The 15,589-nt window shown below is 71.2% G+C and carries 14 protein-coding genes; 6 read left to right on the top strand and 8 right to left on the bottom strand.

Annotated features, from left to right (window positions below; genetic code table 11):
• Window positions 1-32 precede the first annotated feature (32 nt).
• Together ACIRQH_RS09475 and ACIRQH_RS09480 are read right to left on the bottom strand one after the other, a co-directional pair.
• Window positions 33-1,691 (bottom strand): threonine/serine exporter family protein, encoded by a 1,659-nt coding sequence (locus ACIRQH_RS09475; protein WP_358815501.1) that lies wholly within the window; start codon window positions 1,689-1,691, stop codon window positions 33-35.
• Between the two features lie 152 nt (window positions 1,692-1,843).
• On the bottom strand, window positions 1,844-2,335 hold the full coding sequence (locus ACIRQH_RS09480; protein WP_358815560.1) for an inorganic diphosphatase: 492 nt from the start codon (window positions 2,333-2,335) through the stop codon (window positions 1,844-1,846).
• Window positions 2,336-2,414: 79 nt separating this feature from the next.
• Between ACIRQH_RS09480 and dacB the strand changes: the two genes are divergently transcribed.
• From dacB to folE, 6 genes are all read left to right on the top strand, one after another.
• Window positions 2,415-3,971, top strand: coding sequence for a D-alanyl-D-alanine carboxypeptidase/D-alanyl-D-alanine-endopeptidase (gene dacB / locus ACIRQH_RS09485; protein WP_404224956.1), 1,557 nt, complete (start codon window positions 2,415-2,417; stop codon window positions 3,969-3,971).
• A 183-nt stretch (window positions 3,972-4,154) separates the two neighbouring features.
• A complete protein-coding gene (locus ACIRQH_RS09490) occupies window positions 4,155-5,303 on the top strand; it encodes a zinc-dependent metalloprotease (protein ID WP_358815503.1) in 1,149 nt (382 codons plus the stop codon).
• A gap of 192 nt (window positions 5,304-5,495) precedes the next feature.
• Window positions 5,496-6,662: a tRNA lysidine(34) synthetase TilS gene (gene tilS / locus ACIRQH_RS09495; RefSeq protein WP_358815504.1), complete on the top strand. Its 1,167-nt coding sequence runs from the start codon at window positions 5,496-5,498 to the stop codon at window positions 6,660-6,662.
• Between the two features lie 115 nt (window positions 6,663-6,777).
• Window positions 6,778-7,338: a hypoxanthine phosphoribosyltransferase gene (hpt, locus tag ACIRQH_RS09500; RefSeq protein WP_081218605.1), complete on the top strand. Its 561-nt coding sequence runs from the start codon at window positions 6,778-6,780 to the stop codon at window positions 7,336-7,338.
• 199 nt (window positions 7,339-7,537) lie between these two features.
• Window positions 7,538-9,565, top strand: coding sequence for an ATP-dependent zinc metalloprotease FtsH (gene ftsH / locus ACIRQH_RS09505; RefSeq protein WP_358815505.1), 2,028 nt, complete (start codon window positions 7,538-7,540; stop codon window positions 9,563-9,565).
• Window positions 9,566-9,712: 147 nt separating this feature from the next.
• Window positions 9,713-10,318, top strand: a complete 606-nt coding sequence (gene folE, locus ACIRQH_RS09510) for a GTP cyclohydrolase I FolE (protein WP_358815506.1) — start codon at window positions 9,713-9,715, stop codon at window positions 10,316-10,318.
• Between the two features lie 110 nt (window positions 10,319-10,428).
• On the opposite strand, the gene ACIRQH_RS09515 is transcribed toward folE, so the two are convergent.
• The 6 genes from ACIRQH_RS09515 to ACIRQH_RS09540 form a co-directional block, all read right to left on the bottom strand.
• Window positions 10,429-10,917, bottom strand: a complete 489-nt coding sequence (locus ACIRQH_RS09515) for a DUF3180 domain-containing protein (protein ID WP_355878785.1) — start codon at window positions 10,915-10,917, stop codon at window positions 10,429-10,431.
• A 70-nt stretch (window positions 10,918-10,987) separates the two neighbouring features.
• The gene (folK, locus tag ACIRQH_RS09520) at window positions 10,988-11,602 is read right to left on the bottom strand and encodes a 2-amino-4-hydroxy-6-hydroxymethyldihydropteridine diphosphokinase (protein WP_388876080.1); all 615 of its coding nucleotides are present in this window, start codon (window positions 11,600-11,602) and stop codon (window positions 10,988-10,990) included.
• Window positions 11,599-11,958, bottom strand: coding sequence for a dihydroneopterin aldolase (gene folB, locus ACIRQH_RS09525; RefSeq protein WP_358815508.1), 360 nt, complete (start codon window positions 11,956-11,958; stop codon window positions 11,599-11,601). Before folB ends, folK begins: the two co-directional genes overlap by 4 nt.
• A gap of 246 nt (window positions 11,959-12,204) precedes the next feature.
• Complete coding sequence (locus ACIRQH_RS09530; protein WP_358815509.1) at window positions 12,205-12,699, bottom strand: nuclear transport factor 2 family protein; 495 nt, start codon at window positions 12,697-12,699, stop codon at window positions 12,205-12,207.
• Window positions 12,696-13,607 carry a dihydropteroate synthase gene (folP, locus tag ACIRQH_RS09535; RefSeq protein ID WP_358815510.1) on the bottom strand — a complete coding sequence of 304 codons (912 nt, stop codon included), beginning with the start codon at window positions 13,605-13,607 and terminating at the stop codon, window positions 12,696-12,698. The genes ACIRQH_RS09530 and folP overlap by 4 nt, the downstream gene beginning before the upstream one ends.
• A gap of 157 nt (window positions 13,608-13,764) precedes the next feature.
• A complete protein-coding gene (locus tag ACIRQH_RS09540; protein ID WP_358815511.1) occupies window positions 13,765-15,570 on the bottom strand; it encodes a phosphatidylglycerol lysyltransferase domain-containing protein in 1,806 nt (601 codons plus the stop codon).
• Between the last annotated feature and the right edge of the window lie 19 nt (window positions 15,571-15,589).

The following is a 15,589-nucleotide window of genomic DNA, read 5'->3' on the forward strand; positions in this document are numbered from 1 at the left end:
CCGCCCGGCAGCCCTCGCGGCAGCCCCGGACCTCAGAATCCGCGCGTCCGCTTGGCGGCCCGACGGCCGCCGGCGGAGCCGCCCGGCAGCCGCAGGAAGAGCCGCGAGATCTCCGATCCGAGGTTCACGCCGATCGCGATGGCCATCGCGAGGGCCGCCGCCTTGGTGAGCGAGACCAGCCCCTTGTCCACGTTGTTCTGCGCGATCGACAGCAGCCCGAAGTAGGTGGCCGAACCGGGCAGCAGGGGCCCGATCGCGGCCGTCGTGTACGGCAGCGCCGAGGCGAACCGGTAGCGCGACAGCAGTTGCCCGAAGAGTCCGACCAGGCCCGCCGCGACGGCCGTGGATGCCACCGGCGAGATGTCGCCCGCGTAGCGCATCGCCCCGTACACCGACCAGGCCACACCGCCGTTGAGGGTCACCGCCAGCACGGTGGACCGTTCCTGCTGGAGCAGGACCGCGAAGGTCAGCGACAGCAGCATGGACGCGGCGATCTGCAGCAGCGGCCGTTCGGAGATGTTCAGCGCGGCGTCCGGGTTCAGCTCGGCGCCCAGCTTCACGCCGAAATAGAGCACGACCAGGACGCCGGCGACGATACCGACGAAGAAGTACATGACTTCGAGCAGGCGCGCGGACGCGGTGATGTAGAAGCCGGTCAGACCGTCCTGCACGCCCGCGACGAGCGCCCGCCCCGGCAGCAGGGCGAAGAGCCCACCGGTGATCACGGCGGACGCCTTCACGTCGACGTGCGCGACCGTGAGCGCCACCCCTATCGCGGCGGGCGGCATGGCGGCGACGGTGAACTGGTAGAACTCCGGCAGTCCGCGTCCGGCGCACAGCCACGCGAGCCGGTCGCCGAGCATCGCGCCGAGCGCCGCCGCGACGAACACGATCGCGTCACCGCCGACGAGCACGGAGGCCGCACCGGCCAGCAGCCCGCCGGACGCCGTGAGCGCCCATCCGGGGTACGGGTGCCGGTTGCGGCGCATCTCCGCGAGGCGCCCGTAGGCCTCCTCCAGGGAGATCGCGGTCTCCGGGTCGCTGAGATCGTCCACGAGCCGGTACACGGCCGACAGGCGGGTGTAGTCGGTGCCCCGGCGGCGGACCGTCCGTGACGCCGTCACCGGGTCGTCCACCAGGGACGGCTGGTGCGAGATCGACAGCAGCGTGAAGGTGACGGTCGGCTCGCAGCGGTCGAGGCCGTAGGAGCGGCAGACCGCGAACATCGCCGTCTCCACGTCCTCGGCGCCCTCACCGCCCGCGAGGAGCAGTTCGCCGATCCTCAGCGTCAGGTCGAGCACGCGCGGAACGGCGGGCCCCGACTCGTCCCCCTTGTGGACGGGCTCGGGCGCGGGCCGCTCGGTCACCGGCATGCGCAGCATCGTGCGCATCCGGTCCTGCCAGGGGGCGTCCTTGGTCAGACTGACCGCGGGGATGCCGTTCGGCGGGGTGAAGGCGGGCGGGGCCTGCCGCGCGCTGTAGGTGGCAGGGAGGCTGAACGCCGAACCCTCCTGCTCGGGCTCCGGCGCCTGTGCGACGTCGAGTCCCTTGGGGAGGGCGAACTCCGAGGTGGTCGACGACTCGTCGTCCACCGTCGCCGATCCCGGCGCCGCGAGACCGGCAGGCGGACTGAAGGCGCTCCTCGCCTCGTCCGACTGCGGCTTGCGGTCTTCCGCTTCCGGGTCCGCCACCAACTCCCGCCTCGCCTTTCGCCTGCCTGTGGATCTTCTTCTAACCTCCGTATGCCTCAGTATGCGTACGGATACGCGAACGGGCCGCGCGGCCCCCAGGGGGATCGCACGGCCCGTTCGGAATCGGGGCGGCCGGGGCCGCCCACGGCAGGTCAGTGACCGCCCGACTCCTTGAAGCGCTTGTAGGAACGCTCGACCTCGGCCTCCGCGTCCGTGCGGCCGACCCAGTCGGCGCCCTCGACGGACTTGCCGGGCTCGAGGTCCTTGTAGACCTCGAAGAAGTGCTGGATCTCCAGGCGGTCGAACTCCGACACGTGGTGGATGTCGCGCAGGTGCTCCACACGCGGGTCGTGCGCCGGGACGCACAGCAGCTTGTCGTCGCCGCCGGCCTCGTCCGTCATCCGGAACATGCCGATCGTGCGGCACTGGATGAGGCAGCCGGGGAACGTCGGCTCGTCCAGGATGACCAGGGCGTCCAGCGGGTCGCCGTCCTCGCCGAGGGTGTTCTCGACGAAGCCGTAGTCGGCCGGGTAGCTGGTCGAGGTGAAGAGTCGACGGTCCAGACGGATCCGACCGGTCTCGTGGTCCACCTCGTACTTGTTCCGTGAACCCTTCGGAATCTCGATCGTGACGTCGAACTCCACCGGTGGCTCCTCCATGATCAGCACATAGTTCTGGTGGTTAAGTGTCCCTCACGCAGGTGGGTGATCGCGAAAGGGGCTGGTGGTCGTGCCAGAGCTGAGGGCTTGGCGGACCGCGAGACCGCATCTGGTGCGGGTCGCGCGGACGGTGAAACCGCATGTGGCGCGGGTCACCCGAGCGGTGCGGCCCGGTGCCGTGCGATTCACGACACCCCAGCTCACAGCGGTCGCCGCCACCGTGGGCCTGGCGCTCGCGGCCGGTGCGGTGACCGTGGCCGGCCCCTGGGACTCCAGCGGTCAGCGTACGGCGGAGCGCGACTGGGCCACATCGCGGGCACCCGAGGGTGGCGCAGATCACGCGGGCGCGGCCGGTGCCGCCGCGACGGCACCCAGGCCCGCCCCCAGTGCCGCCTCCGTCCTGGCCGGGCTGAGCCGCTCCACGGGAACCGTGCCCGCCCCCGCCGGGAAGGCCCTCAAGAGCGTCCTCGACCCCCTGCTCGACGACTCCGTCCTCGGCGCCCGGCGCACCGCCGTCGTCGTCGACGTGGCAACCGGCAAGCGGCTCTACGGCAAGGGCGCCGACGAGGTCCAGACCCCGGCCTCCACCACGAAGATCGCCACCGCCGTCGCCGCCCTCACGGCACCCGGACCCGACCACCGCATCACCACGCGTACGGTCCTGGAGCCCGACACCAGGGAGGTCGTGCTGGTCGGCGGCGGCGACCCGACACTGACCGCCCGCAAGGTCACCGACGGCTGGGCGAGCCTGCGCACCCTCGCCGACCGGACGGCCGCCGCGCTGAAGTCCCGGCACATGAACCACGTGACGCTCTCCTACGACACCTCGCTCTACACCGGCCCCGTACTTCACCCCATCGGGGTCAACGAGAACATCGCCGAGGTGACCCCCCTGATGGTCGACGAGGGCCGCCTGGACGACACCACGAGCGGTACGGCCGCACGCGCCCAGGACCCGGCGGCCGACGCGGCGCGCAGATTCGGTGACCTGCTCCACGACCGCGGCATCGACACGACCTCACCGGGCCTCTCGAAGGCGACGGGCCGCTCGAAGGCCCTCGCGTCCGTCTCCTCGCCGCCGCTGTCCGCCCTCGTCGAGCGCATGCTGACCAACAGCGACAACGACATCGCCGAGGCACTGGCCCGCCAGGTCGCCCTCGCCACCGGCGCCGACCCCAGCTTCGACGGCGACGCGAAGGCGATCCACGCCCGGCTGAAGAAGCTCGGACTGCCGCTCACCGGCGCGCACTTCGCGGACGGCAGCGGCCTGAACCGCGCCGACAAGCTCTCCGCCGACCTGCTCACCGCCCTGCTGGCCGCGGCCGGGGACCCGGACCACCCCGAACTCCGTACGGTCCTCACCGGCCTGCCCATCGCCGGCTTCACCGGCACGCTCAGCACCCGGTACGCCGACGCCCCCACGGCCACCGGCGTCGTCCGCGCCAAGACCGGCACCCTGACGGGCGTGAACACCCTCGCCGGAACGGTCGTCGACGCGGACGGCCGCCTCCTCGCCTTCGCCTTCATGACGTCCGACGAGGCGAACCCGCCCAATCCGTTCGCCGCGCGGTCCGCCCTCGACCACACGGCGACGGCGCTGGCGTCCTGCGGCTGCCGGTAGCCGCGACGCGACGGGACGGACGGGCCCCCGCTACGGCGACGGGACGGGCGAACGGGGGGCCGTCCGGACGGTGTCGGGCCCGTTGCGTCCCACCGGCATCACCAGCACCACCGGCCCCCCACCCGGCCGCATCCGGCGCCGTACTCCTCACCGCACACGGACCCGCTCACGTACGGTTGACGCATGACGAGCATCGGTGGTGCTGCATCTACTGGGATGGTCGACTGGAACCTCGCGGTGTCGACCGCGACCCGGCTCGTGCGGCCGGGCCCCGAAGTGAGCCGTGACGAGGCCAGGGCCATCGTCGCCGAACTGCGCAGGCACGCGAAGTCCTCGGAGGAGCACGTCCGGGGCTTCACCCGCATGGGTGGCGACGTCGTCCACGACACCCCCGTCCTCGTCGTCGACCGCCCCGGCTGGGTGCGGGCGAACGTCGCGGGGTTCCGGGAGATCCTCAAGCCCCTCCTGGGGAAGATGCAGGAGCGACGCGGCAACACTCCGGGCGGAGCCGTCCTCGGCGCGGTCGGCGGCAAGGTCACCGGTGTCGAGGTGGGCATGCTGCTGTCGTTCCTGTCCTCCCGGGTCCTCGGGCAGTACGAGACGTTCGCGCCCGCGACCCGGGACCTGCCCGCCGGAGGCCCCGCGGGTCCCGGCAACGGCGGTGGCAGGCTTCTGCTCGTCGCCCCGAACATCGTGCACGTGGAGCGCGAACTCGACGTCCAGCCCCACGACTTCCGCCTCTGGGTGTGCCTCCACGAGGAGACGCACCGCACCCAGTTCTCGGCCGTGCCCTGGCTGCGCGACCACCTGGAGGGCGAAATCCAGTCGTTCTTGGGGGAGACCGAGGTCGACCCCATGACGGTCCTGGAGCGCGTCCGCGAGGCCGCGCAGTCGCTCGCCGGCTCGCGCCCCGACACGGAGGAGGACGACGGCGGCCGTTCCCTTGTGGAAATCGTGCAGACCCCCGCCCAGCGGGAGATCCTCAGCCGGCTCACCGCCGTGATGTCCCTCCTGGAGGGACACGCCGACTTCGTGATGGACGGCGTCGGACCCGCCGTGGTCCCCTCCGTCGCCGAGATCCGCGAGAAGTTCCAGCAGCGCCGGGCGAAGGGTGCCTCCCGCCTCGACCTGACCCTGCGCAAGCTGCTCGGCCTCGACGCCAAGCTCCGGCAGTACCGCGACGGCGAGCGCTTCGTCCGCGCGGTCGTCGACGAGGTGGGCATGGACGGGTTCAACCGCGTGTGGACCTCCCCGAACACCCTCCCGACCAAGGCCGAGATCGCCAAACCGGCGGACTGGGTCACACGGGTGCACCGCAAAGCGGAGTCGTGAACCTTACGGGACGGTCGTGAACCGGATCCGGCCGACGGCAGGCAAACGCCCCTCCAATCACCCGTCCGAGGGACCGTGGAGCATGGGTAGGCGTGCAATGCTCGGGGAACGCCCCGGTTCTGTCACCATCTACACACTCTGAGTGACCGATCCCGGGCTAACCCCCCGAAAACTTCATGAAGGGAACCGGACATGGGTCCCCATCCTGCGGTCGCGGCGATACGCCTGGCGGTCCGCCGCGTACTCCACGACATCCTCACCGAGCATCCGCCCACCCCCGACACCCGGCGTTCGCCCGCCCGCGGTGCCGCGCGCCCCTGCGTGCCCGACGCCGAGCGCGTCCCCGCCCCCGGAACGCGCCGCAGCATGACCGTGCCCGCCGGCGCTCCCCTCGAACAGCCCCCCGCGGCCTCTCCCCGGCCGCGCCAGGGCGGCGACGCGCCCCCGGCACCCCTCGTCCTCGTCGCGTGCTCCGGCGGCGCCGATTCCATGGCGCTCGCCTCCGCCCTCGCCTTCGAGGCCCCCAAACTCGGCATCCGCGCCGGTGGCGTCACCGTCGACCACGGTCTGCAGCCCGGTTCCGACCTGCGCGCCGACGAGGTCGTCCTGCGCCTCACCGAACTCGGTCTGGCACCCGCCGAGTCGATCGCCGTCACCGTCGGCCGCGACGGAGGCCCCGAGGCCGCCGCCCGCGACGCCCGGTACGCCGCCCTGGACTCCGCCGCCGAGCGCCACGGCGCCACCGCGATCCTCCTCGGCCACACCCGCGACGACCAGGCCGAAACCGTCCTGCTCGGCCTCGCGCGCGGCTCCGGCATCCGCTCCCTGTCCGGCATGGCCGCGGTCTCGGGGGCCGACGGCCGTTACCGGCGTCCCTTCCTGCACCTGGACCGGCAGACCGCCCGCAAGGCCTGCATGGTCCAGTCGCTGCCTGTCTGGGACGACCCGCACAACACCGACCCGGCGTACACCCGCTCCCGGCTCCGCCACGAAGGGCTGCCCGCCCTGGAGAAGGCCCTCGGCAAAGGAGTCGTGGAGGCACTCGCCCGGACGGCCCAGCTGTCCCGGGACGACGCCGACGCCCTCGACACCTGGGCCAGCCAGGCCGAGGCCTCCGTACGCGACGCGGCAGGCCTCCTGGAATGCGCCAAGCTCTACGCCCTGCCGCCCGCCGTACGGCGCCGCATCCTGCGCCGCGCGGCCATCGAGGCGGGCGCCCCGGCCGGTTCGCTGTTCGCCCGTCACATCGAGGAGATCGACCGGCTGATCACCGGCTGGCGAGGCCAGGGAGCGATCAATCTCCCGGGCAAAGTCGTCGCTCAGCGCCAGGGTGGCAGACTGGTGATTCGGCAAGGCTGAAAACCGGACCCTCCGCCGGGGCCGCTCACGCGGTTCCACGGGACCCCAGTACCGGGTCCCGGGCGGTCCGACCGGCCGCGCGAGCCCAAAAAAGTGGGACGGACGACCGAAAGTGATGCGGGTGGACGCGAAAGACATGGGCACCGACCTCAAGTCGGTGCTCATCACCAAGGAAGAGATCGACGCGAAGCTGGCAGAGCTGGCCGCGAAGATCGACGCGGAGTACGCGGGCAAGGACCTGCTGATCGTCGGAGTGCTCAAGGGCGCCGTGATGGTCATGGCGGACCTCGCGCGTGCGCTGTCCACCCCCGTCACCATGGACTGGATGGCCGTGTCGTCGTACGGCGCGGGCACCCAGTCCTCCGGCGTGGTGCGGATCCTCAAGGATCTCGACACCGACATCAAGGGCAAGCACGTCCTGATCGTCGAGGACATCATCGACTCGGGACTGACCCTGTCCTGGCTGCTGTCCAACCTCGGCTCGCGCGAGCCCGCCTCGCTGAAGGTGTGCACGCTGTTGCGCAAGCCGGACGCGGCGAAGGTCGCGATCGACGTGGAATGGGTCGGCTTCGACATCCCGAACGAGTTCGTCATCGGGTACGGCCTGGACTACGCCGAGAAGTACCGCAACCTCCCGTTCGTCGGTACGCTCGCGCCCCACGTCTACGGCGGCTGAGCACCCTCTCCGCGAGGGCGGCTGAGTCCTCGTAAGACGTTCGGGAACCCCAGCGGCTTTCGCGCCGTTGGAGCATGCGTGGGCGGGATTGCCAGCAGTCCCCTGCGGCTTCGGGTGACAATGCTGGGGTACCGTCCGAAGAACAGTCTTTATCAAACTCACTATGGCAGGAGGGACGGGGCGGCATCGCTCCGTATGGATGGACGTGAAGCGATACTTCCGTGGGCCGGTCATGTGGATCGTGCTGGCCGTCCTTGCCGTGGTCGTGTTGATGCAGGTCGTCGGTTCGTCCGGCGGCTACAAGACGGTGGACACCGGCCAGGTCGTCCAGGCGATCAACCAGAACAAGGTCGAGTCGGCAAAGATCACCACCGGCGACGAGCAGGTCGTCAAGGTCTCGCTGAAGGATGGCGAGAAGGTCGACGGCAGCTCCAAGATCCAGTCGAGTTACATCGGCGACCAGGGTGTGACCCTGGCCAACACACTCCAGAACAAGTTCGAGAACAAGCAGATCCCGGACGGCTACACCGTTTCGCCGTCCAAGCAGAACCCGTTCCTGGGCATCCTGCTGTCTCTGCTGCCCTTCGTCCTCATCGTCGTCGTCTTCCTGTTCCTGATGAATCAGATGCAGGGTGGCGGCTCCCGGGTCATGAACTTCGGGAAGTCCAAGGCGAAGCTCATCACCAAGGACACCCCGAAGACGACGTTCTCGGACGTCGCCGGTTCGGACGAGGCCGTCGAGGAGCTCCACGAGATCAAGGAGTTCCTGCAGGAGCCGGCCAAGTTCCAGGCCGTCGGCGCCAAGATCCCCAAGGGCGTCCTGCTCTACGGGCCTCCCGGTACCGGCAAGACCCTGCTCGCGCGTGCCGTCGCGGGCGAGGCGGGCGTTCCCTTCTACTCGATCTCGGGTTCCGACTTCGTCGAGATGTTCGTCGGTGTCGGTGCCTCCCGAGTCCGTGACCTCTTCGAGCAGGCCAAGGCGAACGCTCCGGCGATCGTCTTCGTCGACGAGATCGACGCGGTCGGCCGCCATCGCGGCGCCGGCCTCGGCGGTGGTCACGACGAGCGTGAGCAGACCCTCAACCAGCTGCTCGTCGAGATGGACGGCTTCGACGTGAAGGGCGGCGTCATCCTGATCGCCGCCACGAACCGGCCCGACATCCTCGACCCGGCCCTCCTGCGCCCCGGCCGATTCGACCGCCAGATCGCGGTCGACCGTCCGGACATGCAGGGCCGTCTGGAGATCCTCAAGGTCCACCAGAAGGGCAAGCCGGTCGCCCCGGGCGTCGACCTGTCCGCGGTGGCCCGCCGGACCCCCGGCTTCACCGGTGCCGACCTGTCGAACGTGCTGAACGAAGCTGCGTTGCTCACCGCGCGCGGCAACAAGAAGCTCATCGACAACGACATGCTGGACGAGGCGATCGACCGTGTGGTCGCGGGCCCGCAGAAGCGGACCCGGATCATGTCGGACAAGGAGAAGAAGATCACCGCGTACCACGAGGGCGGACACGCCCTGGTCGCCGCGGCTTCCCCGAACTCCGACCCGGTGCACAAGATCACGATCCTGTCGCGCGGCCGTGCCCTCGGCTACACGATGGTCCTGCCGGACGAGGACAGGTACTCCACGACGCGCAACGAGATGCTGGACCAGCTCGCGTACATGCTGGGCGGCCGCGCGGCCGAGGAGCTCGTCTTCCACGACCCGACCACCGGTGCGGCGAACGACATCGAGAAGGCCACGACCACCGCTCGCGCGATGGTCACGCAGTACGGCATGACCGAGCGTCTGGGCGCGATCAAGTTCGGCGGCGACAACACCGAGCCCTTCCTGGGCCGGGAGATGTCGCACCCGCGTGACTACTCGGAAGAGGTCGCCGCGCTCGTCGACGAAGAGGTCAAGAAGCTCATCGAGAACGCGCACAACGAGGCCTGGGAGATCCTGGTCGAGAACCGCGACGTTCTGGACGCGCTGGTGCTCCAGCTGCTGGAGAAGGAGACGCTGAGCAAGGAGCAGATCGCCGAGGTCTTCGCTCCCATCGTGAAGCGCCCGGCCCGCCCCGCGTGGACCGGCTCCTCCCGCCGTACCCCGTCCACCCGCCCGCCGGTGCTCTCCCCCAAGGAGTTGGCACTGACGAACGGCGCGAACGGCTCGACGGCTTCCATCGCCACCGCGACGGAGTCCGTCCCGGCGACGGAGAGCAGCCCGGAGGACCGCACCGAGAGCTGACATCGTTCGGCTCCCGGCGCTCCCACCAGGGCCGGAATGCACGCCGCGCCCCCCAGGTTCTAGCCTTGGGGGGCGCGGCTTTTTCGTACGCCCGCACCTTTTGGACGCGTCGACGGCACGCGCAGGATCCACAGGAACGAGGACCAGATGACCGACCCCGTGACGCTGGACGGCGAGGCCGCGATCGGCGAGTTCGACGAGAAGCGTGCCGAGAACGCCGTACGCGAGCTCCTGATAGCCGTCGGCGAGGACCCGGACCGAGAGGGCCTCAGGGAGACGCCTGGGCGCGTGGCGCGGGCGTACAAGGAGATCTTCGCGGGGCTGCGGCAGCAGCCGGAGGACGTGCTGACGACGACGTTCGACCTGGGCCACGACGAGATGGTCCTGGTGAAGGACATCGAGGTCTTCAGCACCTGTGAGCATCACCTGGTCCCGTTCCGGGGTGTCGCCCACGTCGGCTACATCCCGGCGGCCAGCGGCAAGATCACCGGCCTGTCCAAGCTCGCCCGTCTCGTCGACGTCTACGCCCGGCGCCCGCAGGTGCAGGAGCGGCTGACGACCCAGATCGCCGACTCGCTGATGGAGATCCTGGAGCCGCGCGGGGTGATCGTGGTCATCGAGTGCGAGCACATGTGCATGTCGATGCGCGGCATCCGCAAGCCCGGCGCGAAGACGATCACCTCGGCGGTGCGCGGACAGTTGCGGGACGCGGCGACCCGCAACGAGGCGATGAGCCTCATCATGGCCCGCTAGCAAGAAGAGCCCGTAGCGGCGCCCCGGCCGTCCGCGGTCGGGCTCTGTGCGCCACGGGCCCCGGTCCGCCTTCACCGGCGGGGCCGGGGCCCGTGGCGCACAGCTCGTCGTCAGGCGGCCGGGGCCGCTCCGCCGTGGTGTTCGTCGTCGTCCTCCGGGAGCTTGCAGACGCGCTCCAGGAAGAAGCCGGCCGCTATGACGGCGATGCCGGCGAGGACGGAGAAGCCGGCGTAGATGGCCTGGTCGCGGCGGGCGGGGACCTCCAGGGACTCCAGGAGGAAGACGCCGGTCCCGCCGTACAGTCCCGCCACCAGGGCGGCGACCAGAGCGCTCGCCTGGCCGAAGACGACCGCGCGGGCCGCCATCAGCGGGTCGACGCCCTTGGCGCCGGGGCGGCGCTCCCGCTGGGCCTTGAGGCGGGCGCGCAGCGACAGGGCCGTCGCGAGGAGGACGATCGCGATCAGGGCGAGCACGATGGGTGCGGCGAGCGGGACCCGGGGCAGCGTGCCCACCGCGGCCCACAGGCGGGCGCCCGCCCAGGACAGCACTCCGGCCACGACGAACACCGCGGCCAGTGTCCGGATGCGCAGCTCTTTCACGATGCCCCTTCGGTAGCCCGTTGGGGCCGGCCCTGTGCCGGCCGGCCCGTGGTCGTCCTGACCTTAACGACTACTCGGGCAGCCGGAGTTCCAGGTCCGCGCGGGGAGCTACGCCGTCCCGCGTGAGCGTGCTGAGGAGCTGGGCGACGGCGCCGCGGCCGGGAAGCTGCGCCTCCGGGTCGACGTCGTGCCAGGGGGCGAGGACGAAGGCCCGCTCGTGGGCGCGCGGGTGAGGGAGGGTCAGCACCGGGTCGTCCGAGACGAGGTCGGCGTACGCGACGATGTCCACGTCGATGGTGCGGGGGCCCCAGTGCTCGTCCCGTACGCGGTGGAAGGCCTCCTCGACCGCGTGCGCCCGCTCCAGGAGCGAGGACGGCGGCAGGGTGGTCCTGAGGACCACGACCGCGTTGAAGTACGAGGGCTGGCTGTCCGGTTCGACGCCCCACGGCTCCGTCTCGTAGACCGGGGAGACCGCTTTGACCCGGACGCCGGGGGTGTCCTCCAGGGCGTCGATGGCGCCCTGGAGGGTCTCCAGGCGGTTGCCCAGATTCGAGCCGAGGGAGATCACGGCGCGCCGGGGGTTCTGCAGGGTCGAGTCGGCGGCGTCCACGCGCTCGACGACCGAGGCGGGCACCGGCTGTACGGTCGGGTCGCTCTGACCCTCGGTGAAGGACGCGGCGGTCATACTCGGCTCCGGGTGATCGTGACGGTCACGTCGTCGAAGGGGACCGTGATCGGCGCGTCCGGTTTGTGGACGCAGACCTCGACCTCCAGGACCCCGTCGTGCTTGAGGCACGTCTGGGCGATGCGCTCGGCGAGCGTCTCGATGAGATCGACGGGCTCGCCCTGGACGACGGCGACGACCTCCTCCGCCACGATCCCGTAGTGCACGGTCTTCGTCAGGTCGTCGTCGGCCGCGGCCGGCCGGATGTCCAGGCCCAGCGTCAGGTCCACGATGAAGGTCTGGCCCTCCTCGCGTTCCCTCTGGAAGACGCCGTGGTGCCCGCGGGCCTTGAGGCCGCGCAGCGCGACACGATCCACGCGAATCACTCCTGCAATCGTCGGTAACGGCCGTCGTGCACCGAGTGCGGTCGGCACACCAGCCTCAGGCGAATCTACCTGCGGGCACTGACAGCGTTCGCCCACGGGGCGGGCGTCCGGGCGAAGGCGACGAGGCTTCACCGGACGTTTCCCCTGGGGAACGCGGCGGCTCACGGGTTGGTAGCCGCCCCTACCCCGAGGTGGTGATTCCAACCACTTCTTGGTCCCTGTGGGACCCATACCCACTCAACCGGCGGTGTCCTCGTCCTCTTCCTCGGTGGATTCGGCGAGCACGGGTGAGGCGTGGTGGGACCAGAGCTTCCAGCCCTCGGGGGTGCGGCGGAGGACGTTCGTGGCGACGACGAGCTGGCCGACGAGCGGGCCGAGCTCCTCGCCGTCGTCGGGTGCCGGGCCCCCGCTGAGGATGTTCTCCGTACAGGTGACGAGGGCGGTGTCGCCGGAGACGGAGACGTGCACGTCGGTGAGGAAGAACTGGATGTACTCCGTGTTCGCCATGATCAGCGCGTACGAGCGGAGGACCTCGCCGCGGCCGTTGAGGACGGGCCAGCCCGGGTGGACGCAGGACACGACCGCGCCCTCACCCTCGAAGTCGTCGTCGGACGTGTCCAGCGGGGCCAGCCACAGGCCGGAGAGAGCCTCGAAGTCGCCGCGCTCCAGCGCCTCGTAGAAGGCCGTGTTGGCGCGTTCGACCTGCTCGACGTCGGTCTGCGGTGTGCTCACCGGGCTCCCTCTGCGGCCGGACGGCCGGCGGTGCCGGACGGCCCGCCGGTGCGGGCACCCTCGACGGCGCGGGCGACCCGTACGGCGTCGGCGGTGGCCCGGACCTCGTGCACACGGACCGCCCAGGCGCCGTGCTGGGCGGCGATCGCGGAGACGGCGGCGGTGGCGGCGTCGCGTTCGCGCGCGGGCGGCGGTGCGCCCTTCGGGTCGGCCAGGACGTGACCGAGGAAGCGCTTGCGGGAGGCGGCGACCAGCAGCGGGTGGCCGAGGGCGTGGAGGCGGTCGAGGTGGGCGAGGAGCGCGAGGTCGTGCTCGGGGTCCTTGGAGAAGCCGAGCCCGGGGTCGACGACGATCCGGTCGGCGGCGACCCCGGCGTCGATGACGGCCTCCACGCGTGCGTGCAGCTCGTCGACGACTTCGGAGACCACGTCCTCGTACACCCCCTTCACGTTCCCGCCCGCCAGGAAGCCGCGCCAGTGCATGACGACGAAGGGGGCGCCCGCTGCGGCGACGGCCGGGAGCATCGCGGGGTCGGCGAGACCGCCGCTGACGTCGTTGACGAGGGCGGCTCCGGCGGCGAGGGACCGTTCGGCCACGGAGGCGCGCATGGTGTCCACCGAGACGGTGACGCCCTCGGCGGCGAGGCCGCGGACGACGGGGATGACGCGCTTGAGCTCTTCCGCCTCGTCGACGCGGGTGGCTCCGGGGCGGGTGGACTCGCCGCCCACGTCCACCAGGTCGGCGCCCTCGGCGACCAGGTCGAGGCCGTGCTTGACGGCTGCCGTCGTGTTGAACCAGTGGCCGCCGTCGGAGAAGGAGTCGGGGGTGACGTTCACGACCCCCATGACCGCGCAGCGGTCCCACGTCGGCAGTCCCGCGACTCGGCCGCGCCCGCGCTCAATGCTCATACGCCCAGCCTAGGGCGTGTCCGCAAAGTCTCGTCCGCCGTCGACGCCTGGCACGCTCCGCTCCTCCCGGACCGGATCGCCCCGGCCCCGATCGCTCCGGTCCGTACGGCGCCCCCGCCCACGTACGGACGGGGGAGGGGGCGGGGCGGCGTCCGGGCTACGCGGCTCTGACGGCGCGTTCCGCCGGCGCGTGCGCGCAGGGGCGCCGGGCCCGTGGGCGGCGGCGCAGGAGGCGGGGGAGGGCGAGGTTCACGAAGCCCTCGGCCTGCATGGCGGCGAGGCCGATGCGGGGGAGGTCGCGCGAGGAGGCGTAGACGACGAAGCGCGGCTCCCAGCGGGGGCGGAACTTCGCGTTGAACTTGTACAGCGACTCGATCTGGAACCAGCGGGAGAGGAACACGAGCAGTCCGCGCCAGGCGCGCAGCACGGGCCCGGCGCCGATCTTCTCGCCGCGGGCGAGTGCCGAGCGGAACATGGCGAAGTTGAGGGAGACCCGTTCGACGCCGAGGCGGGGTGCGGCCTGGAGTGCGGCCACGATGAGGAGTTCGTTCATGCCGGGGTCGGCCGCGCGGTCGCGTCGCATGAGGTCCAGGGAGACCCCGTCGGTGCCCCAGGGGACGAAGTGCAGGACGGCCTTCAGATCGCCGTACGGGCCGGGCTGTGCGTCCGCCTTGTGGGCGGTGGCGATCAGACAGTCCCCGTCGGACGGGTCACCGATACGGCCGAGTGCCATGGAGAAACCGCGCTCGGTGTCGGTGCCGCGCCAGTCCTCGGCGGCGCGCCGTATCCGGTCCAGTTCGCCCTCGCCGAGGTCACGGATGCGCCGTACCCGTGTCTCGTAACCAGCCCGCTCGATGCGCTTCACCATCTGGCGCACGTTCCGCATCGCGCGCCCGGCCAGGGAGAAATCCGCGACATCCACCACCGCCTCGTCGCCCAGTTCGAGGGCGTCGAGACCGGTTTCGCGGGTCCACACCTCGCCGCCCGTCTCGGAGCAGCCCATCACGGCCGGGGTCCAGGAGTGCGCCCGCGCCTCGTCCATGAAGCGCTCGATGGCGCCGGGCCAGGCCTCCACGTCACCGATGGGGTCGCCGCTGGCGAGCATCACGCCGGAGATCACCCGGTAGGTCACCGCCGCCTTGCCGCTGGGCGAGAAGACGACGGCCTTGTCGCGGCGGAGCGCGAAGTGGCCGAGGGAGTCGCGGCTGCCGTGCCGGTCCAGCAGGGCGCGGAGCCTGACCTCGTCGTCCTCGGTGAGGCGGGCGGCTGGGTGCTCGGGGCGGAAGGCGAGGTAGACGGTGGTGACGGCGGTCAGCCAGCCGAGGGCGCCGAGGGAGAAGGCGACCGTCCAGGAGGTGGGTCCCGCGTAGTCGACGGGGCCCTCGAAGCCGACGAGGCCGTACAGGACGTGGGTGATGCGGTCGGCCAGGCTCGGGTCGCCGATCATGCGGTTCTCGTGGACGCTGACGATGAGGAGACCGAGGACGAGGGAACCGGCGCCCATGAGAACGAAGTTGGCGAGCGCGCGCCACCGGCTGCGCGGATCGGGCAGGGCCGCGAACTCGTCGCGGTGGCGCAGCAGCGGTGCGAGCAGCGCCGCCGAGATGACGACGCCGATCAGCGAGTGCCGGTACGCGAACTGCGCGACGGCGCCGAGCGGGAGCAGGACCACCGCGGCGCGCCATGCCCGGCGCTTGCGGCGCCGCAGCCCGTGGGCGAGCAGCAGCAGGAGTACGCCGGCGCTGAGCGACAGGGCCGCGGCGAACGGGCCGAACGAGCCGGGCAGCACCTCGGCGAGGGCGTGCATACGGCTGTGACGGAAGCGCGGGAAGACACCCGCGGCGATGTCCAGGACACCGACGAGCGTGCAGGCCCTGGCGATCAGGGCGGGGACGGCGTCGGGGCTCGGACCGCGGAGTATGCGCCGCGTTCGGCCTGTTCGGCTCGGAACCTCGCCCGACAATTCCCCATCTATCCTGACA

It is taken from the genome of Streptomyces sp. NPDC102279 (assembly GCF_044766365.1).
Classification (GTDB): Bacteria; Actinomycetota; Actinomycetes; order Streptomycetales; family Streptomycetaceae; genus Streptomyces.